Origin of the sequence: Nocardiopsis ansamitocini, from assembly GCF_030268225.1 — a bacterium.
Taxonomy (GTDB): Bacteria; Actinomycetota; Actinomycetes; order Streptosporangiales; family Streptosporangiaceae; genus Nocardiopsis_D; species Nocardiopsis_D ansamitocini.
Map to the genome: position 1 here is coordinate 999,897 of NZ_BSQG01000001.1, position 23,837 is coordinate 1,023,733.

The following is a 23,837-nucleotide window of genomic DNA, read 5'->3' on the forward strand; positions in this document are numbered from 1 at the left end:
TCCTTCAGGAACGGGACCGGCCCGGAGTGCAGTTCTCGGCAAGGACGATCTCCTTCGCCAGGGCTTCGGGCTCGTGCAGGCAGCGCCAGACCGGAGCGCGGCGCACCGGCAGCCCCGAGAGCTCGCGCAACCGCCGCTGACGCTTGGCCAGGCCACGCAGTTCCCGACCGTCCCGGGAGCCGTCCAACAGCACCAGGACGGTGCCGTCGGGAGTGCGCACCCGGAGGTCGACACGATGGCCGTGCACAAAGGACCCGACCACGACCTCGTCCGCCATCCCCTGCAAGATCTGGATCAGGTCGGCGAGTGTTTCCGGGGGACGCTCGTGCTGCACGTCCGCGACGATCCCGGCCAGATCGGCCAGCACTCCGCCCCGCCACAGCCAAGACGCACGGTCGCCCACCACCACGATCCGAGATGCGGCCGTGCCCAGTAACGCAGTCCACTGCTCGACGACGGCCGATGCCGGCGTCAACGGACCGCCGTCGGGACAACTCCCGGACAGGACCGGGGAAACCACCACGGCGTCGTAGACGCGGGAGCCGAAGGCGGATGCGGCCGCGACATGGATCTCGCGGGTGAACCGCGAGCACCCCACCAGTTGGCGCAGCAGGGTGCACTGCGCGCGCGACCCGGCGGCAACCCCCAGGGTCGCGTCCACCGGCAGCAGGGTGTCCAGTTCCTGGAGCACGCCTACCGCCCGACGGGCCTCCTCCCTGTTGACGTAGGACTCGCCGATCGTCCTCTCGCACTCCCCGGGAACATCGCGCCATTCCACCGCTTGCCCTCCGGCTGCGACGAGTGTGCGGGAATCGGTGAGAACCGTGAGCCGTCCGCCATAACAGCCGCGGTCGGCCGCGGCCGCGATCAGCGGATGGGAGCCCTCATGCTCGTCCAACCAGTGCACCCTGCCCCCCGCCCCGGCAGTCGCCCGGGCCAACGCACGGTAGGCGGAGCTTCCCGGCCCGCCGAGAGCGCGTTCGACCAGCCATCGTTCACCGAGCCCGGCGCGCTCGCGCCGGGTACGCTCCTCGTGCTCGGTCAGCGTCGGAAGAGGCGCCGGGCGGGCGGGATCACCGATGACCAGTGCGCGCTTGGCCCGATAGAGCAGCGGCACGACAGCGGCGACATCGGACAGGTCCGCCTCGTCGATGACCACCAGGTCGAACAGTCCCGGCTGCGGTGGCAGGCCGCGGGCCCGGCCGGTCTGCACCGCCCATGCCGGGACCGCGGTGAGCAATCGTTTGAAGCCCGACCAGGCCGTGTTTCCGGACTGCCAGTTCAAGCATTCCAGGCGGTTCAGGACCGCTTGCCGTCCTTGGGTCAGCCGGCGGCCCACCACCGCCGAAAGGTAGTCGGCGCTGGAGAGCCGGTGACACCCCGCGACCGCTTCCAGGTCACTGTAGAGGTCGTCCAACGACGTGGTCCGGTGGTAGCGGTCCAGGGTCGCGCGCCACACCCGCTCGATACGGGCGATCTCACACAGCCGCGCCAGACTGCGGGAGTCGGTGGACACACCGAGCCCGCGCCGGATGACCGAGCGCCGAAGCGGCCTGAGCAGCCCCCAACCCGCGGCACGCTCGCTTCGACGCAGCCAGTCCTGGGGGCGTCCGCCTCGAAACAACGTCTCGGGATCCCAGCCGGCGTCGACGACCCTGCCCCGTGCCGTGGCGAGGAGTGCGAGGTCGCGCTCGATCCTGGCCAGAGCGTCGATGGCGCGCCGGGCGTCACGGATGCCGGTCCAGTCGTCGCGCAGCCCCATCTCCTGCACGGTCGGAACTCCACCGCCGGCGGAACGGGAGAGCAACGTGTTGAGGACGGCGGATTCACGGCTGAGGTGGCCGGGTTCCCCCGTGCGCACCACCAGATGCTCTACTGTCCTTCCCGCTCGCACGACGAAGTCGTCAGCGGCCTGGGCCGTTGGAGCTGCGAAAAGCACGGCCTGTCCGGCTGCCACGGCCGTGTGCACCGCTGCAAGGGCGAGTTGGCCGGCGCCGGTTCCCGGCGGAGCTGCCACGACGGTGAGGCGGCGGTTCATCGCGGAGACCAGTACGCCGGTCTGGGCTTCGCTGAGCCCACCTGCGGCCAGGAGCAGAACCGGGTCGTCGAGCTCGGGGCGCTGCTCCCCGGCGAGGGCGGACAGCGCGGTACCGCGAAGACGTCCTGGGTCGACGCCCTCTCCGCAGGAACCGTCGAGATCGGCCAACAGGCCGGCATCGCCGGTGAGGTGGGAGCCGACCCTGAAGAGGATCGCGAGATTGTGCGCCCCGGAACGCGTGTCGTCAGGAGCCAGGGCGGCGGCGAGCCGCGACGGAAGGATGTCGTCCGCGCGTTCGATGTCCAGGTGGGCGAGCACCCGGCGGGTGGTGGCCGCGAGGTCGGGTACGCCTCTGGCGTCGCGCTGCTCGTGCCACCACTTGCGCAGACCGGTCAACTCGCTCTCGGTGTAGGCGGTGTCGGCCTCCAGCAGTGCCGGGTTGATCTCGGGGGGCGATACCGCGCGCAAGCGTTTGACGCCGTTGTCGTCGACGACCTCGGCGTCCACCACGAACAGGGGCGCGGCGGTGCGGTGGTCCGGATTCTCGGTGCGGACCACGACCAGGGGGTAGCCATAGCGCAGGGTCTCCCTGTTGACACCAGCAGTATGCGCGACCAGGAGCTCTTCGGGGGTTGCTTCGGGAGCCGAACCCGTACCGCTGATGAGCGTCTCGCGACCTGCCGGGCGAAACGCGTGTCCGTCCGGGACGGCGAGATCCACCAGGTGTTTCAGCACGGCGGTCCGGTCGAGCCCGTCCCGCAGATAGGTGAGGAGGGAGAGCCAGCGGGCGTTGGTGAAGGGGGCGTTGGGGTCCTCCCGGTCACCGCGCCCCGAGGTGGAACGCCCCCATCCCGAGGCCGGAGCGGCGTCCAGTTCGTGGTCGCGGCGCAATCGAAGCGCCCGCGCAGCCAACTCCGCACCGAAAGCGGTCACCTCGGTCTGGGGGTCGGGCCCGTGTCCGGGGAACACGCGGGGTCCGGCTGGATCGGTGCACCCGCCGTCGTCGAGTAGGTGGTCGGCGACTGAGACGGTCTCCTCGGCCAGCACGGTGCCGCAGCCCACGGAACGCAGCTCAACCCGAAGGCGCTCGCGCAGTTCGCCACGGTCGCGGCACTCACCGAGCAGCCCTGCCGTGACCACCGCGACCTCTGCGAGGAAGTCGGCCTCCGGGCCGCGGGCAGCGCTCAGGGGAGCCGCGGGCCGTTGTTGGACGGGAAGAGAACCGGGAACAGACCGGATGAGTCCGACCGGGGGGACCTCGGTGATGAATACCGGGCTCCGCCCGCCCGCGGCATGTTCGGCTAACAATCGCTCCTTGAGATCGTCACTGTCGATCCAGCCGTCCCCGTCGCGGTCACGGGCGGTTCCGCCCAGGGCTGCGGCGACGACCTGGGCGAAAGAGGCATCGGTTTCTCCTGCCGATGATCCGTTTCCGGCACTGCCGGCGAACACCACGCACGAGGCGATCGGGAGACATCTGCGCAGGTCGAGTTCGGGAACGGTCTCGGCACGCCCATCGGGGCCGTCGTCGAACCATCCGCTGTACTGGCAGTCCAGGAGCAGCAGGACGGAACGCGCGGATCCGCGCTCGATCGCCTCGGCCAGGACGTCGAGGGCGACTCCCGCTGTCTCCGGCCGGCGACCGCTGCCAGCGGCGAAGAAGTGCAGTGAGCCCTCGCCGTTCTTGACGATGCGCCCGCTCAACGCCAGAAGAAGCGTGTCGTCGGGACCCGCTGTGGCGAAAAAGATCCGCAACTCGTCGACGAGTCTGGACCGCGAGGGGTCCAGGAGGGTGCGAACGTCGCCGAAGTCCGCACCGACCAAGGCGGACCGCAGCGTCCGGCTGCGCGACCGTGCGTGGTCGGGGCCGCCGGTGGCCTGATTAGTGCCCTCAACGGCGACCAATAGCGCCCGGCGCTCCCCGGATCTCATGGGCGGGCCTCCCCGCCGTGGTCCGGGATGGACGTTCTGTCCGCCGCTACCATGTCGCACCTCTCACTCAACCGAAACCGATCGCAAAATTCAGTGATCGATTGATCACGGAAAGCAACCAATTTCATTGTCGCGATCCGGGATACGGCAGGTGAGAGGTATGGAGAAGACGGCAAGGATCCGACCGGGATCGGCCACTACCTGCGAGAGCGGCATAAACCTGCTAGGCACTCACCTCCGAGATGTCTCTCATGCAATTGCACGGGCGATTGGCACGCAACGGCGCCAACCGCCCCACGACGGAGGAGGCATGATCAGACCTCCAGGGTCTCCTCGATACCGCGCAGCCGGTGGCGAGCCATCGCAAGGTTCGACCGACCACGGTCCAACACCATGTAGATGAAGAGCCCCTGCCCCTTACGACTCGCCAGTGGCCGGATGATGTGGTATTGGGAACCCAGCGTGATCAGGATGTCCTCGATCGAATCATTCAGCCCGAGTTGGTCGATGGTGCGCATCTTGGCCCGGACCACCTCGGTGTTTCCGGCCGCGGCCAGTGTGAGGTCCAGCGCCTTACTGGTGGTCAGCGACCCCAGCGACATACCGCTTCCGTAGTCGACGATCGAGGCACCCACCGCCCCGTCGATGGCCATCATTTCCTTGAGTCCGCTGTCCAGGTTCGCCATGTCGAGTCCTTCGAAAATTGAGGTCGATTCAGCAGGTTCCGGGGAGTCACCGTGAGGCTCCGGCCGCTTGGTCAGCAGCTTCTCGATACGGCGGAGAAGCCGCATATTCAGGTCGCCTCGGCTCTCACGCCGAGACGGGTACCGCGCTGGGACACCGGCGGCGCGTAGAGCGACCGCTTCAATGCCCCCAGCACGCGGTGCAGGGTGTGCGCGTCAGGTCGGGTCCGGTCACGAACCGGACTGTGCGCCAATCGTTGGACATCGTTGCAGCGCCGCGGAAGTACCGGCGCGGCTTCCGCCTCGGCGACGGCGGTGACCCCGCGCACCAGCCGCCCCAGCGCACGCTGGGCAAGGGCGAGGTTGCCGGTGTCGCGCTCAAGTCGCAGCAACAGAAAACCGCGGTCACCCCCGGGGACTCGGGTGATCGCTGCGATCAGGTATCCCTGACGGGCAGTGAGCACCACGTCCTCCAACTGCGTGGCGAAATCACCCGAGGCAGTTTCTGGGTTCTCGACGATGGCGCGCACGAGACCCTCGATTTCCCCGGCACCCCACCGCGAAACCTCGGATTCGTGGCCGAATTCGGCCACGACGCGACCAGTCGCACATTCCACTAGAGACACACTGCGCGCACCGGGTATGTCCAGTATTCCCTTCATGTCGTCGTTGATCGCGAGCACCGTGTTCCTTCGCTGTTTCCGAACGACGGCTCGCTCCAAAATGCCGGAGAGCCGTTGCAAACGTCATCACTTCGGGACAGCAGCGAGAGTATTCCGATTCCGGGAATCGCGCAGGGGTTCGACCAAAAAAGCAATTCAACGCCGCAGCGTAACCATCAGATCACGCAATGGAGTAAATCCGGCTCACGATACAGAAATGACGGCCTCCGCCACCGCCGGCACCATCCGACATATCAGACCATGATCACCAAACGAGACGTATATCTCCCCGGAGGCCGGCCTCGAACACCCATCCACGGCACCCGAAAAACCATCAAAAGAGACGCTTTGAGCTGTGGATACTCAAAAACACCGAGCATCCCCCTCCGGAACCGGCCATCCAACTCGACTCCACTCGCTCCGCTCGCCCCAAAGTAGGGCACTTGCTTACAGAAAACCTGATCCTTCCACTATCCGGAAGACATTAAATCGAGTAATCAGCAGACCGTAACCTATAATTCACGTCCGCCGAAGAGAGGGCGAGCACTCGTATCGAATGCACCGGAGAGCATCAGACTGGCGAAAAAGTTTCAAATGAATACCGTCAGGGATACTGGTAACCACAGCAATTACGAACCTCACTGCGAACATCCCCTGAACCTGACCGGCAATTGCCCCACAGGACACATGGAGCACCTGGCCAGAGCATCGAAAAGCGTCTCACTCGTTATCGAGGCCGGATTTTTTCGAGAGAGCCGTGGCACCCGGTGGTTTTTTCAGGGCCAGCGGAATCTCTCTTTCCAGCATGCGCAAAGCCAACCAGAGCTCGGCCCGGTAATCGGGGTCGTTGAGGTCCCCGGGAAGAAGTTCGCGGATTCGCGTGAGCCGGTAGCGCAAGGTGTGCCGGTGGACTCCCAGCGCCTCGGCCGCGGCGTCCCATCTTCCCGACGCAGCCAAATAGGCACGCAAAGAGGCCAGGAGGTCGATGGCTGAGCGGTGCACGAGCAACGGACGGAGCAGACCGTGCGCCAACCGGCTTCCCGACGGGGTGTCGAGCAGGCCGAGGAAACCGCCTGGCAGGTCCCCGTGGCGCACGAGTGCGCGCTCCTCGCTGCGCGCGAGGTCGAAGGCGCGTGCGGCCTGGGCCCTCGCGGCCGGAAGCTCGTCGAGGCCCGCGGGTTCGCCCGCTCCGACCGGCCCCCCCGTGAGCTCGGCCAGTACCCCCGCGGGGTCGGCCCCGGCTCCGCCGACGACCACGAAACACTCGTCGACCACACCGGTCAGACAGTCGTGGAAACGAGGGTCTCCGGACAACGGGGCAGCACTTCTATCGGTCAGCGCAACCGTCACAGGCTCTCGCGGGAGGGCCGAACGCAGTCCAGCAGTCCCTGGATCGTTTATCGCCACAGCTCCGTTGAGCAACGCCTCCAGGACGCCCTGGTGCATCTCCAACGCGCCGGGCAGACTGCGCTCCAGTTCCAGGGAAAGCAGGGAGATGGCCCCGTTGACGAGCATGCGCTCCTCGGCCCCCAGGGCTCGGGGCCCGCCCACGGCGATGAAGCCGTGAATACGTCCCGCTACTCCCAACGGCTGTATCGAGACGGTTTGGCCGTCCTGGGACAATGAAGCGCTGGCGGGCTGGCGGGCAGCACCGAGCCTGCGCACTTCCGCGGTCAACCCCGCCCAGCGCGAAACCGCGTCGGGCGGCCTGGCGTGTCGGGGAGCTCCGTCCGGAGCCAGCAACAGCACCCAGCCGTCCAGCTCCGCACCCAGCCGGTCCACCACGGCCTCGGCTCCGCGCAAGGCCGCCTGGGTGAGCTGACGCTGTGCATCGAACGCTCTGCTCAATCCCTCGTACTCGTCTTTGGCCAAAAGCCGGGAAACCTCCTTCCCCACAGCGATGAAGGGGGTCTCCCGTGGAACAGCGATCAGCGGCAGTCCGAGGCGAGCCGCCGCGTCGACCAGTGCTTCCGGCACCTCCTCGTGGGCGACGCCGCAGCCGAAGCCCAGTCCGGCCACCCCGCGGTCGAGGAGACGGCGCACGTAGTCGTGGGCGGTGTCGTCTTCCTGCGGCCAACGCACCCCGGTCGTGAGAACGAGTTCGCCGCCCTCCAGATAGGGGGTGGGATCGGTGAGCTCGCTGACCGCCACCCAGCGCACGGTGTTGTCGAGATGGCCGTCCCCGCTGAGCAGCCGAAGGCGCAGACGTGGGGTCCGCAGGATCGCACCCAGGGTGGGCGGCACAGTGGGCGGCACAGTGGGCTCCTCGTGTCAGGCGGGCGGGGCAATCAATCTGCCAAAACGGCTAACAACTCCACGAAATCCTATCCATCCCGGCAATAAGCCAGACCTGTCCCACACCGTAGTGTCAGGGCTGATCAGCACGGTCGTAGCGCATGCGCCGGGCCCGGTTCACGAGGGAGGAACACAGCATCATGGCCACCAGCAACGCGGGGCTTCCGCAAAAACGCCGGATCGTCACCGAGATCCCCGGCCCGAAGTCGAAGGCGCTTCAGGAGCGTCGCAGCAGAGCTGTCGCCAAGGGTGTGGGAAGTGTCCTGCCGGTCTACGTGGAGCGGGCCGACCGCGGCATCGTCCAGGACATCGACGGCAACGCGTTCATCGACTTCGGCTCGGGCATCGCGGTGACGAACGTGGGCAATGCCAACCCCGAAGTGGTGGCGCGAGCAAGCGAGCAACTCGCCAGGTTCACGCACACCTGTTTCATGGTCAATCCCTATGAGGGCTACGTGGAGGTCTGCGAGGCCCTCAACCGGATCAGTCCGGGCACCCACGAGAAGCGCTCGATCCTGCTGAACTCCGGCGCCGAGGCGGTGGAGAACGCGGTCAAGATCGCGCGCAACGCCACCGGACGCCAGGCGGTCGTGGTGTTCGACCACGCCTACCACGGACGAACCAACCTGACGATGGCACTGACCGCGAAGAACATGCCGTACAAGCAGGGCTTCGGTCCGTTCGCGGGCGAGGTCTACCGGATGCCGATGGCCTACCCGTTCCGCTGGCCGACCGGGCCCGAGAATTGCGGCCCAGAGGCCGCGGCGCAGGCCATCGACCAGATCACCAAGCAGATCGGCGCGGAGAACGTGGCCGCTGTGCTCATCGAACCGATCCAGGGCGAGGGCGGTTTCATCGAGCCGGGGGCGGGATTCCTGCCCGCGATCGTCGAGTTCTGTCGGGCCAATGGGATCGTGTTCGTCGCCGACGAGGTACAGACCGGGTTCGCGCGTACCGGTGACCTCTTCGCGTGCGAGCACGAGGACGTCGTCCCCGACCTGATCTGCACGGCGAAGGGCATCGCCGGTGGTCTTCCCCTGGCCGCGGTGACCGGACGCTCCGAGCTGATGGACGCCGTGCACGGAGGCGGCTTGGGCGGTACCTACGGCGGAAACCCTGCGGCATGTGCGGCCGCACTCGCCTCCCTGGAGACGATCGAGAACGACAGGCTCACCGAGCGGGCCCGCGCCATCGGCGCGACCATGCTGTCGCGTCTGCGTGCACTGGCCGAACGCCATGATGTGATCGGCGACGTGCGCGGACGCGGTGCGATGATCGCGATCGAGCTGGTGGCGGGCAACGGTGACCGGACACCCAACCCGACCGTACTGGCCGAGGTCCTGAAGCACTGCCACGCAAACGGCCTCATCCTGCTCAGCGCCGGCACCTACGGCAACGTGCTGCGGATGCTGCCGCCCCTGGTGATCAGCGACGAACTGCTGGACGAAGGTCTTTCGGTCATCGAGGATGCCTTCGCGCGACTGTAACGCGCCGACTGCCATGCGGGGTGCGGGGAAAGGGACCGGGATCGGTCCCTGCGGGGTGGGGCGCCGGAAGGGGGCGCCCCACCCCGTCACGCGTTCCGGGGCAACCCTGGTGGATGAGGCTTCGCGGTCTGCCTTGCGAGCTCGTGAACGGCGAACGGTGGGACCTCGGGCCTTGGGTGGTTGATCATTGTCGGGTGGTGGGGAATGGATCTCGTGCGGTGGTCATCGGCAACCGCCGGAGTTCGCGTCAGCTGCGGCCAGGTGGCGCATGGCCCTGAGCCCTTTCCGGCCCACGCTGTCGCGTGGTGAGGGGCGAGGACGGCCTTCACCAGCTCGGTGACGGGGTCGGAAAGGGCTCGGTGTGCGTTGGGCTTCACGGGCGTTCTCGGGAGAGCCCGCGGTCGCTGTTCGGACCGACACCATGAGCGGTACGGGCGGACATGCCCCGAGGCGCTTGTCCTTGGTCCAGCCCGTCGGCGTTCAGCGGGAGCGGCTGCGCCGAACGATCCGCCCCGCGCTCATACGAGATGCTCTACCGGGGGCGGCCTTCGACATCGGGCTGTCCACCGGTCACCGAAGCCGACTCTGTCTGCCGCGTGTCCGATGACCATCGAGTTCGCCGGTCTACCGCCCCATCGCCGCCCCTCTGGGTCCCACGTCCGCACGCCGTCCGTCGGCAGCAGGAAGCGGTGCTGGTGGCCAGCTCATGACCTGGCGCGTGGTACCACCGAGCAGCGCGGTTTTGTCCGATTTGGACAGCTCGGGCTGGTCGAGCAGGTAGTGCAGGCCTTGGGCGTAGGAGTGATAACCCGGATACATCGGTACGGGGTCGAAGCCGTGCAACCGTCCGAAAACCCGGTGCTGGTCGGTCGCCCACATGCATCGGTCGGCACCGAACGCGCCGAGAACCCGCAGCAGGTGAGGCCAGATGTCGGGGTACGGGTACGCCTTGGTGGACAGTGTCGGTGCGCCGGAGAGTTTGACGAAGACGTTCGGTAGTTCTGCGAGGGCCAGCAAGTGGCCGAGGTCGCGCCACGGAGGGTCGTCGGCCGGGATCAGTGGCGGCTGGTTCAGCCCCATGTGGTCGATTATCAAAGGGAGTTCGGGATGCGAGCGTGCCACTGTCGCGATGTCGGGGAGTACGCCTGACGCCAGGAGACAGACCGGCATCCGGTGCTGTTCAGCGGCGATCAGTAGTTGCTCGTAGGCCCCGGCCCGCAGGCGTTCGACGGCATCAGGGGGAAAGGCGAGGTTGACCCGAAGCCCCAGGACGCCTGGTTCCTTGCCTGCACGGGCCACCTGATCGGCGATGTCGGGTGAGGTCTCGTCGAGGGTCAGTACGGTGGCGAGGCGCCCGGGGTGCCGGGCGACGGCGGCCTCACACCACTCTGCGGGGGCGATTTCCGGATGGCTGACGAGAATGGCCGCGTCGACGCCTGCTGCGTCCATCTGCGCGAGAACGATCTCAGTCAGCAGGGAGGGGTAGGACTCCTCTCCGTGTGTCCAATCCGACCAGGGATGTGGCAGATGCAGTTGTGCGTCGATGATGTCCATGCAAGACCTGTTCCTGTGGTGTCGATCAAGGGGAGAGGTGTTCAGGCCGCGATTCCGCTGCCTCCGCCGACGACGATGTTCTGGCCGGTTACGTAGCCGGAGGAGCCGGAGGCGAGGAATGCCACGACTTCGGCGATCTCGCGAGCCGACCCCATACGCCCGAAGGGGATCCGCGCGGCCATGGCTTCGGTCGCCTCGGCGAGCGCTTCGGGGGGCAGGCCCGACTTCGACCAGATCGGAGTTTCGACGGCCCCCGGGCTCACCGCGTTGACGCGTATGCGCCGGGGCGCCAGTTCGATTGCCAGTGAAGGGACCATCGCGAGCAGGGCCCCTCTGCTCGCGGCGGTGATGCTGCCGCCCGCGATGCCGCGAATCGCGCCGATACCCACGGTGAAGACGACCGAGGAGCCGTCTCGGAGCAACGGCAGTGTCTTCTGGAGTGTGAAGAACTGCCCCCTCGCGTTGGTCGCGAACACGTCATCGTAGGTAGCCTCATCGACCGCCTCCAGCGGCGCGGCGCGGCTGATGCCGGCGTTCAGGAAAAGGACGTCGAGTTGGCCGAAGCGAGTGCGGACCTCGGAGGCGAGGTGGTCGGTGTCAGAGGTGGAGCGCGAGTCTGCCCGGAGGATGATGACGCCTGCGGGCAGCTCCTTCCTGGCGGCCGCAAGGGTGTCCGGGTTCTGTCCGGTGACCATCACCCGGTACCCCTGCTGGTGCAGCAGCTCCGCCGACGCCTTACCGATTCCGCTGGTGCCTCCGGTGATCAGAGCGGTGGGCAAGGGCATGGGGATACTCCGATCGGACGGTGAACCAGAATGTGGAGGAACGCGGCCCCGGGGATCGCCGGGCTGCCGAATCCCATCCTGCGTCCACCGTCTGTCCCCTGGCCAATGAATGTTCCGCGCTAAGCGATACTCAAGGCGCATCACCTCACGTCAAGTGCATGATCCGCGCACTTCTCCCCTTTCTCGGGGGTTAGGCTCAGATATGCCTGACGTGCCACCGACACCCCCCGACCTGGATCTGAAGTTGGTCCGCTGTTTCACCGTTGTCGTCGAGCACCGCCACTTCGGTCGCGCCGCAGATGTCCTGCACACCACTCAGCCGTCGCTGAGCCGCCAGATCCTGCGTCTCGAGCGGCAGATGGGGACGCGTCTGCTCGACCGCTCCCCACGAGGCACAGAGCTGACCGAGGCCGGTGAGGCATTCCTCCCGCTCGCTCTGATGCTGCTGGCCTCCGCCACCCGGGCTGTGACACACGCCCGGGGCGCGGCCAGGCCCAGGCGCTTCACCGTCGGCTACACCACCAACCTCATCGTCACCCCGGCCGTCATCGAACTGCGCCGCCGCACCCCCTCCGTGGAAGTACGCGCCGCGCACCTGCCGTGGAACCAACCGCGTGAGGCACTGCTCGACAACCGGGTGGACGTGGTTGTGGCCCGGCTGCCGCTGCGCGCCGAGGGCCTGACCGTGACCGTCCTGAGCGAGGAGGACCGGGCCATCGTGGTCCCCCTCGGCCATCGCCTGGCCGGCCGGAGTTTTGTGACTCTCGACGACATAGCCGACGAACCCATCCCTCGGACGCCCGACCCGGGCTGGAATGCCTTCTGGCGCATCGACCCCCGGCCCGACGGACGCCCCGCACCCGACGGACCGCTCATCGACGACGTCGAGGACAAGATCGAACACGTCGCCGCCGGACAGGCTGTCGCGATCGTCCCCGTCGGCGAATACCTCAGCCGCCTGCGTCCCGGACTCACCACCGTGCCACTGAAGGGAATCGCGCCCAGTCAGGTGGTTCTGGCTACTCGCGCAGACAACCGCGACCGGTTGGTGGCGGCGTTCCGGGAACTTGCCGAGCGGCACCTCGCCCGGTCACCCCGAGGCTCCGAATGGGCACCGACACTCAGCCAGTAGACATCTCGGCCCACTCAATGCGCTTCCTGAAGCTGAAGCAGATCTCACGATGGGGTAGCCCTCGGTCGGAGCCACTTCGGAATCGGACTCCTCGCCCCCGGGGGGACCGAAACGGTCGAGGCATCCGACGCCCGGCGCTGTCCGTGCCCGTCGTCGTGGCCGACACCCTCACGCCTTTTCCGGGCACCGCCGGAGTCGACCCCGGGACCACGCCTCGGTGTGCGCGAACCTGGCCCGTTCCCTGCCCAGCAGTGCGTCGGAACCCGTGGGGACGGCTACTGGCCCGGCCGAGGCCCTCCTCACCCTTCGCTCACCTGTCCTTCTGCTTTGGCGAGGGCAGGGCAAAGACGGCTTTCTGCTGTGGGACACCGGTTGCCGAAGCCGCACCGCCGTGGGATTCGGCTAGCCGACGGACTGCGGCCGGCCCAAAGCCGGTGCCGCCCGTCGAAGGTCGCGGACGTAATGCATCAGCCCGCGCCACATGCTGGAGGCCATCGGTGACGTGCCGGAGCAGCACGGCTTCTTTTCGGCAGGGCCACGGTGAACGCCTCGTCGAAGGTGGTCGGGCCGTCCTGGGCGCCCTCGGGCAAGATGCGGATGGCGCTGATCGGGGTGCGGAGTTCCTGCGCGATTCCGTTAGGGACAGCAATGCCATTGCCATCGAGCTAAATATCCGACATGTCGCCCAGTTTACGAAGTCAATAGTTGATTTTTCACTTTCTCGCTACTTAGAGTTATTGACGCTAAGCTGCGAGTGACAAAAATTGACTTCAGCTATTCCGGAAGCGCTTCGCATCTGCTTCAATAAAGAGCCGATAACTATTGGCCCGCCAGACTGTCCTAAACCACGGGGGGAGCAGGGACGTTGAGCGGTCTGAGCATTATGTGCGATCGCAGCACACCTGACGCCGGAACCGGCGACGACAACTACATCTTCGATCCAGGGTCACTGACAACCGCGCAGATCATGGGGGATGCCTGCGCGATCTGCTACGTGAAATGGCCACGTCCGCGCGATCCGGTGGGCGCACTTCCCGACGGCACCGAGGTCTACGGGTGCGCGGAATGTGCGCACTACATGACCGGGCACGACGCGGCCATGTTCGATCACGCCTTCGCTGCGCACTGAGGGTCGCCGTCCGATTGCCCCGAGCAACCGGACGGTTCGGTGCCATGCGCGTCAGGCGTTACAACCGAGAGGGGTGCTCCGGGTCCAGGGGGAGTGAGGACCCGGAGCACCCCTTATAGACGCGCCCGCTTCCAGGGGGGAGGAGGGGAAATGAGCGCGCCGCCCCGTTCGTGATCCCGTGCGGGTCACGGGTGCCGGTCGCGGCGGCCGCCACAAGCCGGTCAACCGAGCACTACGATACTCCGTGTAGTAACGAGAGAACCGTAAGTAGGCCAACTCCGCGCTAATTCGTGCGGTGCGGCCCTTCCACGCCGGATTCAGCTACTGGTGGGGAAGCCCAGGTTCACTCCGCGATGGCTCGGGTCCACCCAGCGTGCCGTTACCGCCTTGGTCCGGGTATAGAAGTGCACGCCCTCCACTCCGTGGGCGTGACTGTCGCCGAACAGCGACTTCTTCCATCCACCGAACGAGTAGTAGGCCATGGGCACCGGGATCGGGACGTTGATGCCGACCATGCCCACCTCGACCTCGTTCTGGAAACGGCGGGCCGCTCCGCCGTCGTTGGTGAAGATCGCCGTCCCGTTTCCGTAAGGGCTGTCGTTGACGAGCCGGATGGCCTCTGCGTAGGAGCCCACCCGCAGCAACGACAGCACCGGACCGAAGATCTCGTCGGTGTAGCAACTCATCTTCGGTGTGACGTGGTCCAGCAGTGAAGGCCCCAACCAGAAACCGGCCGCCTCTTTGCCCAGGAAGGGGTGCGTCCGCCCGTCGATGGCAAGGGTGGCCCCCTGCCGCACACCCGTCTCCAGATAGGAGGCGACCCGGTCCCGATGCGCGGCGGTGATCAAAGGGCCCATGTCACTGCGCTCGTCGTCCCCCGGCCCGACTCTCAGCCGCGCCACCCTCTCCTGGATGCGCTCCAGCAGGTCGTCCGCAATGCCCCCGACAGCGACGATCGCCGAAATCGCCATGCACCGCTCCCCCGCCGAACCGAAGCCCGCCGAGACGGCGGCGTCGGCGGCCAGGTCGAGGTCGGCGTCGGGGAGAACCACCATGTGGTTCTTCGCACCGCCCAGTGCCTGGACCCGCTTTCCGGTAGCGGCCGCGGTGCTGTAGACGTATTGCGCGATCGGGGTGGAGCCCACGAAACTGACCGCTTTGACATCGTCGTGGGCCAGCAACCCGTCCACCGCTTCCTTGTCACCGTGCACGACGTTGAACACCCCGTCGGGCAGGCCTGCCTCCGCCCACAACTCGGCGATGCGCACAGCGGCGGAGGGGTCTTTCTCGCTGGGTTTGAGGACGAAGGTGTTGCCACAGGCGATGGCGACGGGAAACATCCACATCGGGACCATGACGGGGAAATTGAAGGGCGAGATCGCGGCCACCACCCCGAGCGGCTGCAGGATGGAGTAGGCGTCCACCCTGCTGGAGACGTTCTCCGAGTACCCTCCCTTGAGCAAGTGGGGAATGCCGCAGGCGAACTCCACCACTTCCAGGCCCCGGGCAACCTCACCGGCCGCGTCGGAGACGACCTTGCCGTGCTCGTCGCTGATAAGGCGGGCGAGTTCGTCGCCGGCGGCGTGCAGCAGTTCACGGAACCGGAACAGTACGGCGGCGCGCTTGGCCAGAGAGGTGTCGCGCCAAGCGGGGAAGGCCGCGCGAGCAGCGGCGACAGCCGCCTCCACCTCGACGGGACCGGCAAGATCGACGGTGCCGCTGACTCTTCCGGTGGCGGGATTGTAGATGTCCCCTCGACGCCGGGGCTCGCCGGTCCAGGGCTTGTTGTCGATCCAGTGGGTCACATGCTTGGTACTCAACAGGGTTGGTCCTTACTGCTTGCTGGGGGTGCGGTCCCGGCGGCCCTGCGGGCAGACCGATCGGAGCGGTCGGCACAGGGGCGGACCGCCATACGGGCAGCCGGGGTCAGCCGGCCGCGGAGTCGACGCCGGTGATCGCCTCGACCAGGATGGCCGCGCCTTCGGCTGCCTCCTCGGCGCTGAGAGTGAGGGGAGGTGCCATACGCAGTGTGTGGCCGTGCAGCCCCCCCTTGCCCACGAGCAGCCCGAGCCGACGGGTGCGCTCCAAAACAGCGGCGGCCAGCGTCGGGCTGGGCGCACCGCTGCCCGGATCCACCATGTCCACGGCGAACATCAGGCCACGACCGCGCACCGCGCCTACCGAGGACAGTTCGGCGAGCGGAGCGAGGCGTTCGAGGACGAGTGCGCCCTGACGCGCGGCGTTGGCCTGGAGGTCGTGGTCCAGGAGATAGTCCAAAGTGGCGTTGGCCGCAGCGGTGGAGACGGGGTTGCCCCCGAAGGTGGCCACGCCGTTGGCGGTGAGGCCGTCCATCAGGTCCCCGCGGGCCACCACTCCGCCAATGGCGAAACCGTTGCCCAGGCCCTTGGCGAAGGTCATCGCATCCGGCGCGACCCCGTGGTTCTCGATTCCCCAGAAGTTTGACCCGGTGCGCCCCCACCCGGTCTGCACCTCATCGGCGACGAAGAGGATTCCGTGCTCGTCCAAGACCTCTTTGTAGGCGGCCAGCAGACCGTCGGGAGCAGTGGCGAAGCCGCCGACTCCCTGGACCGGCTCGGCGATCAGACAGGCGACATCCGGTGCGGTGGCAGTGGCCAGCACGTCTCGGAGGTCGGCGACGCACGCCTCCACGTACGCGGCGTCGGAGAGGGCGGCGAAAGCCGGGCGGTCCCGATCCGTGCCGTGCAGATAGTGAACGTTGAGAGGGGACAGCGAGGAGTTCTTCCAGCCGCGGTTCCCGGTCACGGCGATCGTGCCGTAGGAGCGGCCGTGGTAGCTGTTGCGCATCGCAAGGACCTGGTCGGTGCCCCGTGCACAGGTAGCCAGTAGCAGCGCGGTCTCGTTGGCCTCGGTACCGGAATTGGTGAAGAAGACCTTGGCATCGGGGATCGCGGAGAGCCGGGCGATCTTCTCCGCCAACTCCACCTGGCCACGCAGGAGGTACAGGGTGGAGGTGTGCACGACACCTCGGGCGAGCTGTGCCTCCACCGCCTCCCGAACCTCTGCGACGTCGTAGCCGAGTGTGTTGGTGACGATCCCGGCGAAGAAGTCGAGGTAGGTTTTGCCCTCGGCGTCGACGACCCGGTTTCCCTTGCCGCTGACGATCTCGATGGGCGTTTCGTAGTAGAGGGACAACCACGAGGGCATGACTGCGCGGTGCCGCGCGAGCAGATCCGACATGGTCCTAAGTCTCATCCCTGAGTCTTCTCCTGACCAGCGCCAGGCTGTTGACATCGCGGCAGCGGAATTTACATCATGTAAATACTGGGGATCATGCTGTAAGCCACAAGGCTGGTCGCGCCCGCTTGCAATAGCCCCGAGCTGGTGTGATGAGCTTTGTACACTCGGCCCGTGCTTCCTACACTCGCCGACGTCCTGGACCTGCCAGCCCTGCAACGTGCCCGGCCGAAGGTCGTGGTGGGCATCGATCTCCTCGACGTGGCCGTGCGCTGGGTACACATCGCCGAGGTCACCGATCTCGCCCACCTTCTTCGCGGTGGCGAGCTCGTCCTGACCACGGGCATCGCGATGCCCGACGACGACCAGGCACTGCGCCGCTACGTCACCGACCTGGCGTCCGTCGGCGTGAGCGGCATCGCCGTGGAACTCGGCCGCAAGTACCACACGCGTCTCCCCGACGCCCTGCTGGACGCGGCGCGGGAGGTCGGCATGCCGGTCATCTCGCTGGACCGGGAGGCCCGGTTCGTGGAGATCACCGAGGCGGTGCACAGCCGGGTGGTCAGCGAACAGTTGGAAGAGCTGCGCGAATCGGAGCGGCTGCACGAGGTGTTCACCGAGTTGTCGGTTGAAGGGGCCCGGCCCGACCAGGTACTGCGTGAAGCAGCCCAGTTGTCGGGCTGCCCGGTGGTACTGGAGAACCTGACCCACCAGATGCTGGGCTGCGACCTCAACGGCGAGGATCCCGGAATCCTGCTCACCGCTTGGGAGAACCGGTCCCGGGCGGTACGCACCAGCACGCGCACCGTGCACGACCCGGCGACCGGCTGGTTGGTCACCACAGTGGGCGCGCGGGGGCAGGACTGGGGACGGCTCATCCTGATCTGCGGCGCCTCCCCCACCCGACGCCAGACGGTCCTGGTGGAACGGGCCGCGACCACACTGGCCCTGGGCCGGCTGCTGGAGCGGCACCAGGAGAGCCTGGAACGCCAGACGCACCGTACGATCATCGCCGGAATCGTGGACCGTGCCTATTCAGATCCGGAAGAAGCCCTGGTCAGAGCGCGAGCTGTCGGAGTCCCCCTGAACGGGCGCAATCTGGTCGGGCTGGTCCTTCGACTGCGCGAAGCCGGAACGGGGTTGGCCACCCAGGCCAGACTCGCCGACACGGCTGAGGCCGCCGCCCGCGCCTGCCGGGATCTGCGCCTGCCCGCGCTGGTGGGTTCGCTGGACGACGTCCGGGTCGGCATCTTGTTGGAGGTCCCCCCGAAGGAGGGGTTGGACGAATGCCTGGACCGGCTCGCCGCCCTCCTGCGGGAGCGTGTCGGGGCCGGCTCGGTGATCGCGGTGGGTTCACGCACGGAGAACATCCGGCAGGTCCGACGGTCGTTCCTGGAAGCCCGGCAGGTCGGTGACGTCGCACTGCGCCAGACCGACGATCGACTCTACTACCGGCTTCCCGACCTGCACGTCCGGGGGCTGCTGCACCTGTTCCGCGACGACGAGCGCCTTCAGGTGTACGTGGAGCGCGAACTGGGACCACTCCTTGCCTACGACGCACGGCACGATGTGGATCTCACCGAGATGCTGCGGCACTACCTGGAGTCGGGACGCAACAAGGCACTGGCCTCCTCGCGGGCACACCTGTCCCGGCCCGCGTTCTACGAGCGGCTGCGGCGGATCTCGCACGTGTTGGACGTCGACCTGGAGTCGGTGGAGGCGTGCCTGTCGCTGCACGTGGCGCTTCTCGCCCTGGACTCCATCCGGGATCGATTGCCCGGATGAAGGCCACTCAGGCTACGGTTACTCAAGGCTGGAGTAGTTTTGAATTCGTTGTCGAAGATGCATCAGACAACCAATTCATGAAAATTTGTCCAGAATAGTGACTAGAAGCGAGGGAACAGGTGGCCGATCAGGCTGAGACAGCGCCCCCCACACGCCGTAACGGGGGGAGCGGCATGGTTCTCGACGACACGGCCAAGCGGATCATCGAGCAGCTCCAGCAGGACGGACGCCGTTCGTACGCGGCGATCGGCAAGGCCGTGGGACTGTCCGAAGCAGCGGTACGCCAACGGGTCCAGCGCCTGTTGGAGGGCGGTGTGGTTCAGGTGGTCGGCGTGACCGATCCGATGATGCTGGGCTTCAGTCGACAGGCCATGATCGGTATCCGATGCAGCGGCGACCTCAACATCGTCGCCGACCAGATCTCCGAGCTGGTGGGCATCGAATACGTGGTCATCACAGCCGGTTCCCTCGACCTGCTGGTGGAGGTCGTGGCGGAGGACGACGACCAGCTGCTGGAGATACTCAGTCGGATCAGGGCTGTTCCCACGGTCACCAGTACCGAAAGTTTCCTGTACCTGAAACTGCGCAAGCAGACCTACGCCTGGGGAACCCGCTAGCCGGTCGGGCATTCGGGCCGGTACTGTTCCCCGGCCCTACATCAACCCGGCGGCCACACCGGGGGCGTAGACGAGGACGGCGAAACGTGCAGTGCGGGTCACCATGGTGACCACGACGAACGCCGCCAGTGGCATCCGTACCGTTCCGGCCAGTACCGAGACGACCATGAACGGCGGGACACTGGCGAAGGAACTCAGCGCCACCAGACCGGCGGTCCACAACGGGCGCCCCTCCGCCTTCTGACGCAGGCTCGCGACCCGCTCCGACCACCGGCCCGGCTTCTCGGTCTTGCGACGCAGCCAGCCGACGGTGAGCACACCGCGACCGGCATAGTAGTAGGGCACCTTGCCGAGTGTCTGCCCCGCCGCGGCAGCCACCGCCATGGGCAGCAGCCAACCGTCCTCCAACAGTGCGGCCGCACCGACGAGGTAGACCTCGATGTTGAGAAACGGCAGCAGTGACGCGGCCAACGCGACCAGAAATGCGAACAGGGTCTCGGTCACGGGAAGGCCCTTTCGCGCCGGGCGCGGCCGGGATCAGTTCTCGGCGGCGGCGAGCTGACCGCAGGCTCCGTCGATCTCCTGGCCGCGCGTATCGCGTACCGTCACCGAAACGCCGTGCGCCTGGATGCGGCGAACGAACTCTCGCTCGTCCTCGGGCCGCGATGCCGTCCACTTGGACCCCGGGGTGGGGTTGAGGGGGATCAGGTTGACGTGCGCGAGCCGGCCCGCCAGCAACTTGCCCAAGAGGTCGGCACGCCATGCCTGGTCGTTGATGTCACGGATGAGGGCGTATTCGATGGAGACGCGCCGACCGGTGGTGTCGGAGTAGCGCCATGCGGCGTCCAGCACTTCGCGGACGTTCCACCGGTTGTTGACCGGAACGAGTTCGTCGCGCAGCTCGTCGTCGGGGGCGTGCAGCGAAACCGCCAGGCGCACCTGGAGACGTTCGGCGATGAGCTTGTCGATCGCGGGCACCAGGCCGACCGTGGAGACGGTGACTCCGCGCTGGGAGATCCCCAGACCGCCGGGAACCGGGTCGGTGATGCGCCGTACCGACTCAAGGACGCGCTTGTAGTTGGCGAGGGGCTCGCCCATACCCATGAAGACGATGTTGCTGATGCGACCCGGACCGCCGGCGATCTCACCGCGCTCCAGGTCGCGTGCGACCGAGACGATCTGGTCCACGATCTCGCCGGTGGAGAGGTTGCGGGTGAGGCCGTTCTGGCCAGTGGCGCAGAAGGGGCAGTTCATGCCGCACCCGGCCTGTGAGGACACGCACAGCGTGACGCGATCGGGATAGCGCATCAGGACCGATTCGAACAGCACGTTGTCAAAGGCCCGCCACAACGTCTTGCGGGTCATGCCGTTGTCGCAGGTGATGTGACGCACGACGGTCAACAGGCGCGGCAGCAGCGCCTCCCCCAAGCGTTCACGGGACTCGACGGGAAGGTCGGTCATCTGCGCGGTGTCGGACTCCAGGTGCCCGAAGTAGTGCTGGGCCAATTGTTTGGCCCGGAACGGCTTCTCGCCGAGCTCGGTCACGACGGCCGCGCGCTCCTCGGGGCCGAGGTCGGCAAGGTGGCGGGGCGGCTTGGCCCGTCGCGGTCCAACGAAAGTGAGCTCAGCAGGCATGAAGGGATCCAAGATCGCGGTGAAGGGGCTATAGGGCGGTTTGGGCAGCGGCGGAGAGGCCGTTCGCGGTACTTTAGGGCCCACTACGACGTTTTTCCGGGTAAGCGGAGGTGCCGCCCATACTGGCACCGGCGTCCATACTATGCGGCGCCTGGCAGGTACCGTGCGGGTGACGACGAACGACGAGGAGTCACGGTGGCCCCAACGCGTATTCTCCTCGACGAGATCAGCCCCTACCTCAGTCGCCGGGTCATCGTGGAGTACGACACCCAGACCACCGCGGCCTATCTACTGGACCCGCGCGGGGAGGTTCGGGTTCCGGTCTGGCTGGCCAACCACACCCTGGCCCCCGACAGCAGCGACCCCTCCGGGCTGTACGCCGGCAGGGCCCCGCTGATGCCGGCGAACTACACCAAACACCCCCAGGGACGTTCGGCGTTGAACGCCGAGCGCCTCCGGGCCGTGTGGTTCGAGGAGGGGGACGGAGTCGCGTTGCTGGACGACGACGGCCTGTTGGCGGTCATCCCGGGATGGGCCGAGGCCGACCGCGGCCTGCCCGGTTACTCACGCGAGGCGATAGGACGCAGTTCCTACGCCTGGGCGCTGGACGACGTGGCCGGGCAGTTGTGGCCGCGCGTGGTGCACGCGGAGGCGTACTGGTCCTGGCGCGCGGCCTCCGGGGCGTGGCGCAGCGTGCAGCGCTCGGTGTTCAACCACCTGAACCAGGGCGTCGGCCCTCCCGGACACTACTGGGACGTCTCCGACGGCCACGACCCGCTGATCCGCGTCTCCGAACGTCCGCCGACGCCGGACCGGCCCTACACCGTGCTGAGCACAGTGGGCATGTGCGGGCAGCGCATGCCCACCCTGGACCGGTACATGGCCGACACCTCCGCCTATGCCCGGATCGAACTGGCGCTGGCCACGACCACGCCACCACACGTCGCCGCCCGGATCTTCCGCTGGTTGGGCACCTTCCCGTGGCGCGCGGTCACCTGGTTCGGTCCCGGGCACAGCGTGAAGTGGATGGAGGCCGGAGAGGACTCCCCGCTGCGCGGCAACCACACCGCGGTACTCCTGGTGTCCGATCCCGCCGTACTGTCCGGACCGAGCTGGGCCCCGCCACCGGACCTCTCGGGATTGTCCTTCCACGGCGACCCGGTCAACTGGCTGTGGGTCGTCCCCATCACCCGGCCCGAGCACCTGTTCGCCAAGGAGCACGACGCCGAGACCCTGGTGGCCAAACTCGCTGCCGAGGGCCGCAGCTGGATCCTGGGCTAAGGGCCCGGACGGACACCCCGGCTTCAGCGTCCGGGACTCCCCCTGCCATGGCTAACCTGGGAGCCTGTCCACCACCGCGCAAACGAACCGAAAGGTGACCGGCGTGTTCCCCTTGCTCGAACGCGGCACCCACGCCTATCTGAGCACCCTGCTGCGCCTGGCCCAACAGGAAGGGCTGCTGACCTTTCACGAGGGCCACGGCCGGGAGACCTACCGGGTCACCACCCGAGAGGGGCGCCCGGTGACGCTGCCCCCGGAGCAGGTGGTGGCCTTCTGCGAAGGTTTGTGTGCAGCGCACGCCGCCGCAACCGACGAACATCTGGGATCGCTGGTTCGCGCACTCGACGAGGGCGTGGGAACGGCGCCGTGCTCGACCTGTCAGGCCCCCAACCCCAAGCACGCCCTGCGCTGCCGCATCTGCGGACAACGCCTGGAGGAACCCGCAGCCGTCACCGAGAGCTCTGCACGGCCCGATTCCTCCGGCTGACTCCTCGGACGCTGTCCCTCGCCGGGAGGCTCGGTACGGCTCGGCACATCACGCAGCAGGACGTCCGGACGGTATCAACTCGACGCAGTGCCGGTGTTTTTACCGTGCTCCCTTCGGATACCAGAATCAAGAAGGGGCGGGTGGGCATGCACCACCCGCCCCTTCCAAGGATTACTCAACCGCTGACCGGGAGCAGCAGCGCGAGAACGACCCAGGCGACCGGACCTGCGATGAGCAGGGAGTCCACCCGGTCCAGCAGTCCTCCGTGCCCCGGCATGAACCGGCCCATGTCCTTGATGCCGAAATCACGCTTGACCAGGGACTCGATCAAGTCGCCCACGGTCGCGGCGAGGACCACCGCCGCCCCCAGGACGATTCCCACCCACACCGGCCCGTCCAGCATGAAGTGGACGGTAAGGGCACCCGCGGTCATGCAGGCCAGCACCGATCCGGTGAAGCCCTCCCACGTCTTGTTCGGGCTGATGACCGGTGCCATCTTGTGCCGACCGAACAGGATTCCGGCGAAGTACCCACCGATGTCGCTGCTGATCGTCACGATGATGAACGCCATGAGCCGCTGCTGGCCGTCCTCCGGGGCAGCCAGCAGCAACAGCCAGGTGCTGAGCAGGAACGGCAGGTAGAGCAAGGTGAAGAGATTGGCAGCCGAGTCGCGGACGTAACCGCTGGCTCCGCCGCGCAACCGCCAGGACAGGGTGATGATGGCGGTGAGCGCCAGCGATCCGACCAGCCAGACCGGACCGCCGAAGAACGCGGCCGCCTGTATCACCAGGCCGCCCGCGATGACGGGGATCGGCGACATCTCGATGCCCCGCGCGGTGAAGGCCCGGCGCAGTTCCCGGACGCCCAGAAGCACGGCGATCGAGGTGATCAGGATGAACGCCGGCGGGAACGGCAGGATGGCCAACAGCACGATCGCGCCCAGCGCAACCCCGCTGCCGATTGCCAGCGGAAGGTTGCGCCCGGTGCGTACGGGCTGGCCGTCGGGCTTGTGCAGAGCGAACCGCTTGGCGCCGTCCTCGGGGGGAGCGGCGCCGGTGCCACCCGGTTGGGGTGTGTCGCCGGGAACGATGCCCTCGGTCGCCTCAGAGTTGGACAAGA

The 23,837-nt window shown here is 67.1% G+C and carries 18 protein-coding genes; 7 read left to right on the forward strand and 11 right to left on the reverse strand.

The features are described 5' to 3' along the window. Nucleotides 1–4 precede the first annotated feature (4 nt). The 4 genes from QSJ59_RS04525 to QSJ59_RS04540 all read right to left on the reverse strand — a co-directional run bounded on the left by QSJ59_RS04525 (nt 5) and on the right by QSJ59_RS04540 (nt 7,559). Nucleotides 5–3,970, reverse strand: coding sequence for a DEAD/DEAH box helicase family protein (locus tag QSJ59_RS04525; RefSeq protein WP_285757407.1), 3,966 nt, complete (start codon nt 3,968–3,970; stop codon nt 5–7). A gap of 314 nt (nt 3,971–4,284) precedes the next feature. Next, entirely contained in the window at nt 4,285–4,656 is a 372-nt protein-coding gene (locus QSJ59_RS04530; protein ID WP_285757408.1) for a hypothetical protein, read from the reverse strand. A gap of 107 nt (nt 4,657–4,763) precedes the next feature. Continuing rightward, nucleotides 4,764–5,183 (reverse strand): hypothetical protein, encoded by a 420-nt coding sequence (locus QSJ59_RS04535; RefSeq protein ID WP_285757409.1) that lies wholly within the window; start codon nt 5,181–5,183, stop codon nt 4,764–4,766. Between the two features lie 852 nt (nt 5,184–6,035). After that, nucleotides 6,036–7,559 (reverse strand): PucR family transcriptional regulator, encoded by a 1,524-nt coding sequence (locus QSJ59_RS04540; RefSeq protein WP_285757898.1) that lies wholly within the window; start codon nt 7,557–7,559, stop codon nt 6,036–6,038. A 191-nt stretch (nt 7,560–7,750) separates the two neighbouring features. Here QSJ59_RS04540 and gabT point away from each other — a divergent pair, with 191 nt between their 5' ends. Next, a complete protein-coding gene (gabT, locus tag QSJ59_RS04545; protein WP_285757410.1) occupies nt 7,751–9,097 on the forward strand; it encodes a 4-aminobutyrate--2-oxoglutarate transaminase in 1,347 nt (448 codons plus the stop codon). Between the two features lie 624 nt (nt 9,098–9,721). On the opposite strand, the gene QSJ59_RS04550 is transcribed toward gabT, so the two are convergent. Continuing rightward, nucleotides 9,722–10,651 (reverse strand): amidohydrolase family protein, encoded by a 930-nt coding sequence (locus QSJ59_RS04550; protein ID WP_285757411.1) that lies wholly within the window; start codon nt 10,649–10,651, stop codon nt 9,722–9,724. 41 nt (nt 10,652–10,692) lie between these two features. Then, nucleotides 10,693–11,436: an SDR family oxidoreductase gene (locus QSJ59_RS04555; protein WP_285757412.1), complete on the reverse strand. Its 744-nt coding sequence runs from the start codon at nt 11,434–11,436 to the stop codon at nt 10,693–10,695. Between the two features lie 211 nt (nt 11,437–11,647). Between QSJ59_RS04555 and QSJ59_RS04560 the strand changes: the two genes are divergently transcribed. Both QSJ59_RS04560 and QSJ59_RS04565 read left to right on the forward strand, forming a co-directional pair. Further along, nucleotides 11,648–12,568 (forward strand): LysR family transcriptional regulator, encoded by a 921-nt coding sequence (locus QSJ59_RS04560; protein ID WP_285757413.1) that lies wholly within the window; start codon nt 11,648–11,650, stop codon nt 12,566–12,568. Between the two features lie 883 nt (nt 12,569–13,451). Further along, nucleotides 13,452–13,697 (forward strand): hypothetical protein, encoded by a 246-nt coding sequence (locus tag QSJ59_RS04565; protein ID WP_285757414.1) that lies wholly within the window; start codon nt 13,452–13,454, stop codon nt 13,695–13,697. A gap of 317 nt (nt 13,698–14,014) precedes the next feature. On the opposite strand, the gene QSJ59_RS04570 is transcribed toward QSJ59_RS04565, so the two are convergent. After that, nucleotides 14,015–15,517, reverse strand: coding sequence for a CoA-acylating methylmalonate-semialdehyde dehydrogenase (locus QSJ59_RS04570; RefSeq protein WP_285757415.1), 1,503 nt, complete (start codon nt 15,515–15,517; stop codon nt 14,015–14,017). A gap of 106 nt (nt 15,518–15,623) precedes the next feature. Then, nucleotides 15,624–16,916, reverse strand: a complete 1,293-nt coding sequence (locus QSJ59_RS04575) for an aspartate aminotransferase family protein (protein ID WP_285757416.1) — start codon at nt 16,914–16,916, stop codon at nt 15,624–15,626. Nucleotides 16,917–17,087: 171 nt separating this feature from the next. Between QSJ59_RS04575 and QSJ59_RS04580 the strand changes: the two genes are divergently transcribed. Both QSJ59_RS04580 and QSJ59_RS04585 read left to right on the forward strand, forming a co-directional pair. Next, on the forward strand, nt 17,088–18,698 hold the full coding sequence (locus tag QSJ59_RS04580) for a PucR family transcriptional regulator (RefSeq protein WP_285757417.1): 1,611 nt from the start codon (nt 17,088–17,090) through the stop codon (nt 18,696–18,698). Nucleotides 18,699–18,871: 173 nt separating this feature from the next. Continuing rightward, the gene (locus tag QSJ59_RS04585; protein WP_285757418.1) at nt 18,872–19,315 is read left to right on the forward strand and encodes an Lrp/AsnC family transcriptional regulator; all 444 of its coding nucleotides are present in this window, start codon (nt 18,872–18,874) and stop codon (nt 19,313–19,315) included. Between the two features lie 36 nt (nt 19,316–19,351). Here the strand turns inward: QSJ59_RS04585 and QSJ59_RS04590 are convergent, their stop codons facing one another. Both QSJ59_RS04590 and rlmN read right to left on the reverse strand, forming a co-directional pair. Further along, nucleotides 19,352–19,819, reverse strand: coding sequence for a VTT domain-containing protein (locus QSJ59_RS04590; protein ID WP_285757419.1), 468 nt, complete (start codon nt 19,817–19,819; stop codon nt 19,352–19,354). 33 nt (nt 19,820–19,852) lie between these two features. After that, nucleotides 19,853–20,950: a dual-specificity RNA methyltransferase RlmN gene (gene rlmN / locus QSJ59_RS04595; RefSeq protein WP_285757420.1), complete on the reverse strand. Its 1,098-nt coding sequence runs from the start codon at nt 20,948–20,950 to the stop codon at nt 19,853–19,855. Between the two features lie 195 nt (nt 20,951–21,145). Here rlmN and QSJ59_RS04600 point away from each other — a divergent pair, with 195 nt between their 5' ends. Next, nucleotides 21,146–22,231 carry a suppressor of fused domain protein gene (locus QSJ59_RS04600; RefSeq protein WP_285757421.1) on the forward strand — a complete coding sequence of 362 codons (1,086 nt, stop codon included), beginning with the start codon at nt 21,146–21,148 and terminating at the stop codon, nt 22,229–22,231. Nucleotides 22,232–22,334: 103 nt separating this feature from the next. Beyond that, nucleotides 22,335–22,718: a hypothetical protein gene (locus tag QSJ59_RS04605; protein WP_285757422.1), complete on the forward strand. Its 384-nt coding sequence runs from the start codon at nt 22,335–22,337 to the stop codon at nt 22,716–22,718. A 175-nt stretch (nt 22,719–22,893) separates the two neighbouring features. Here the strand turns inward: QSJ59_RS04605 and QSJ59_RS04610 are convergent, their stop codons facing one another. After that, the gene (locus QSJ59_RS04610) at nt 22,894–23,835 is read right to left on the reverse strand and encodes a phosphatidate cytidylyltransferase (protein WP_432707416.1); all 942 of its coding nucleotides are present in this window, start codon (nt 23,833–23,835) and stop codon (nt 22,894–22,896) included. Nucleotides 23,836–23,837: the final 2 nt, after the last annotated feature.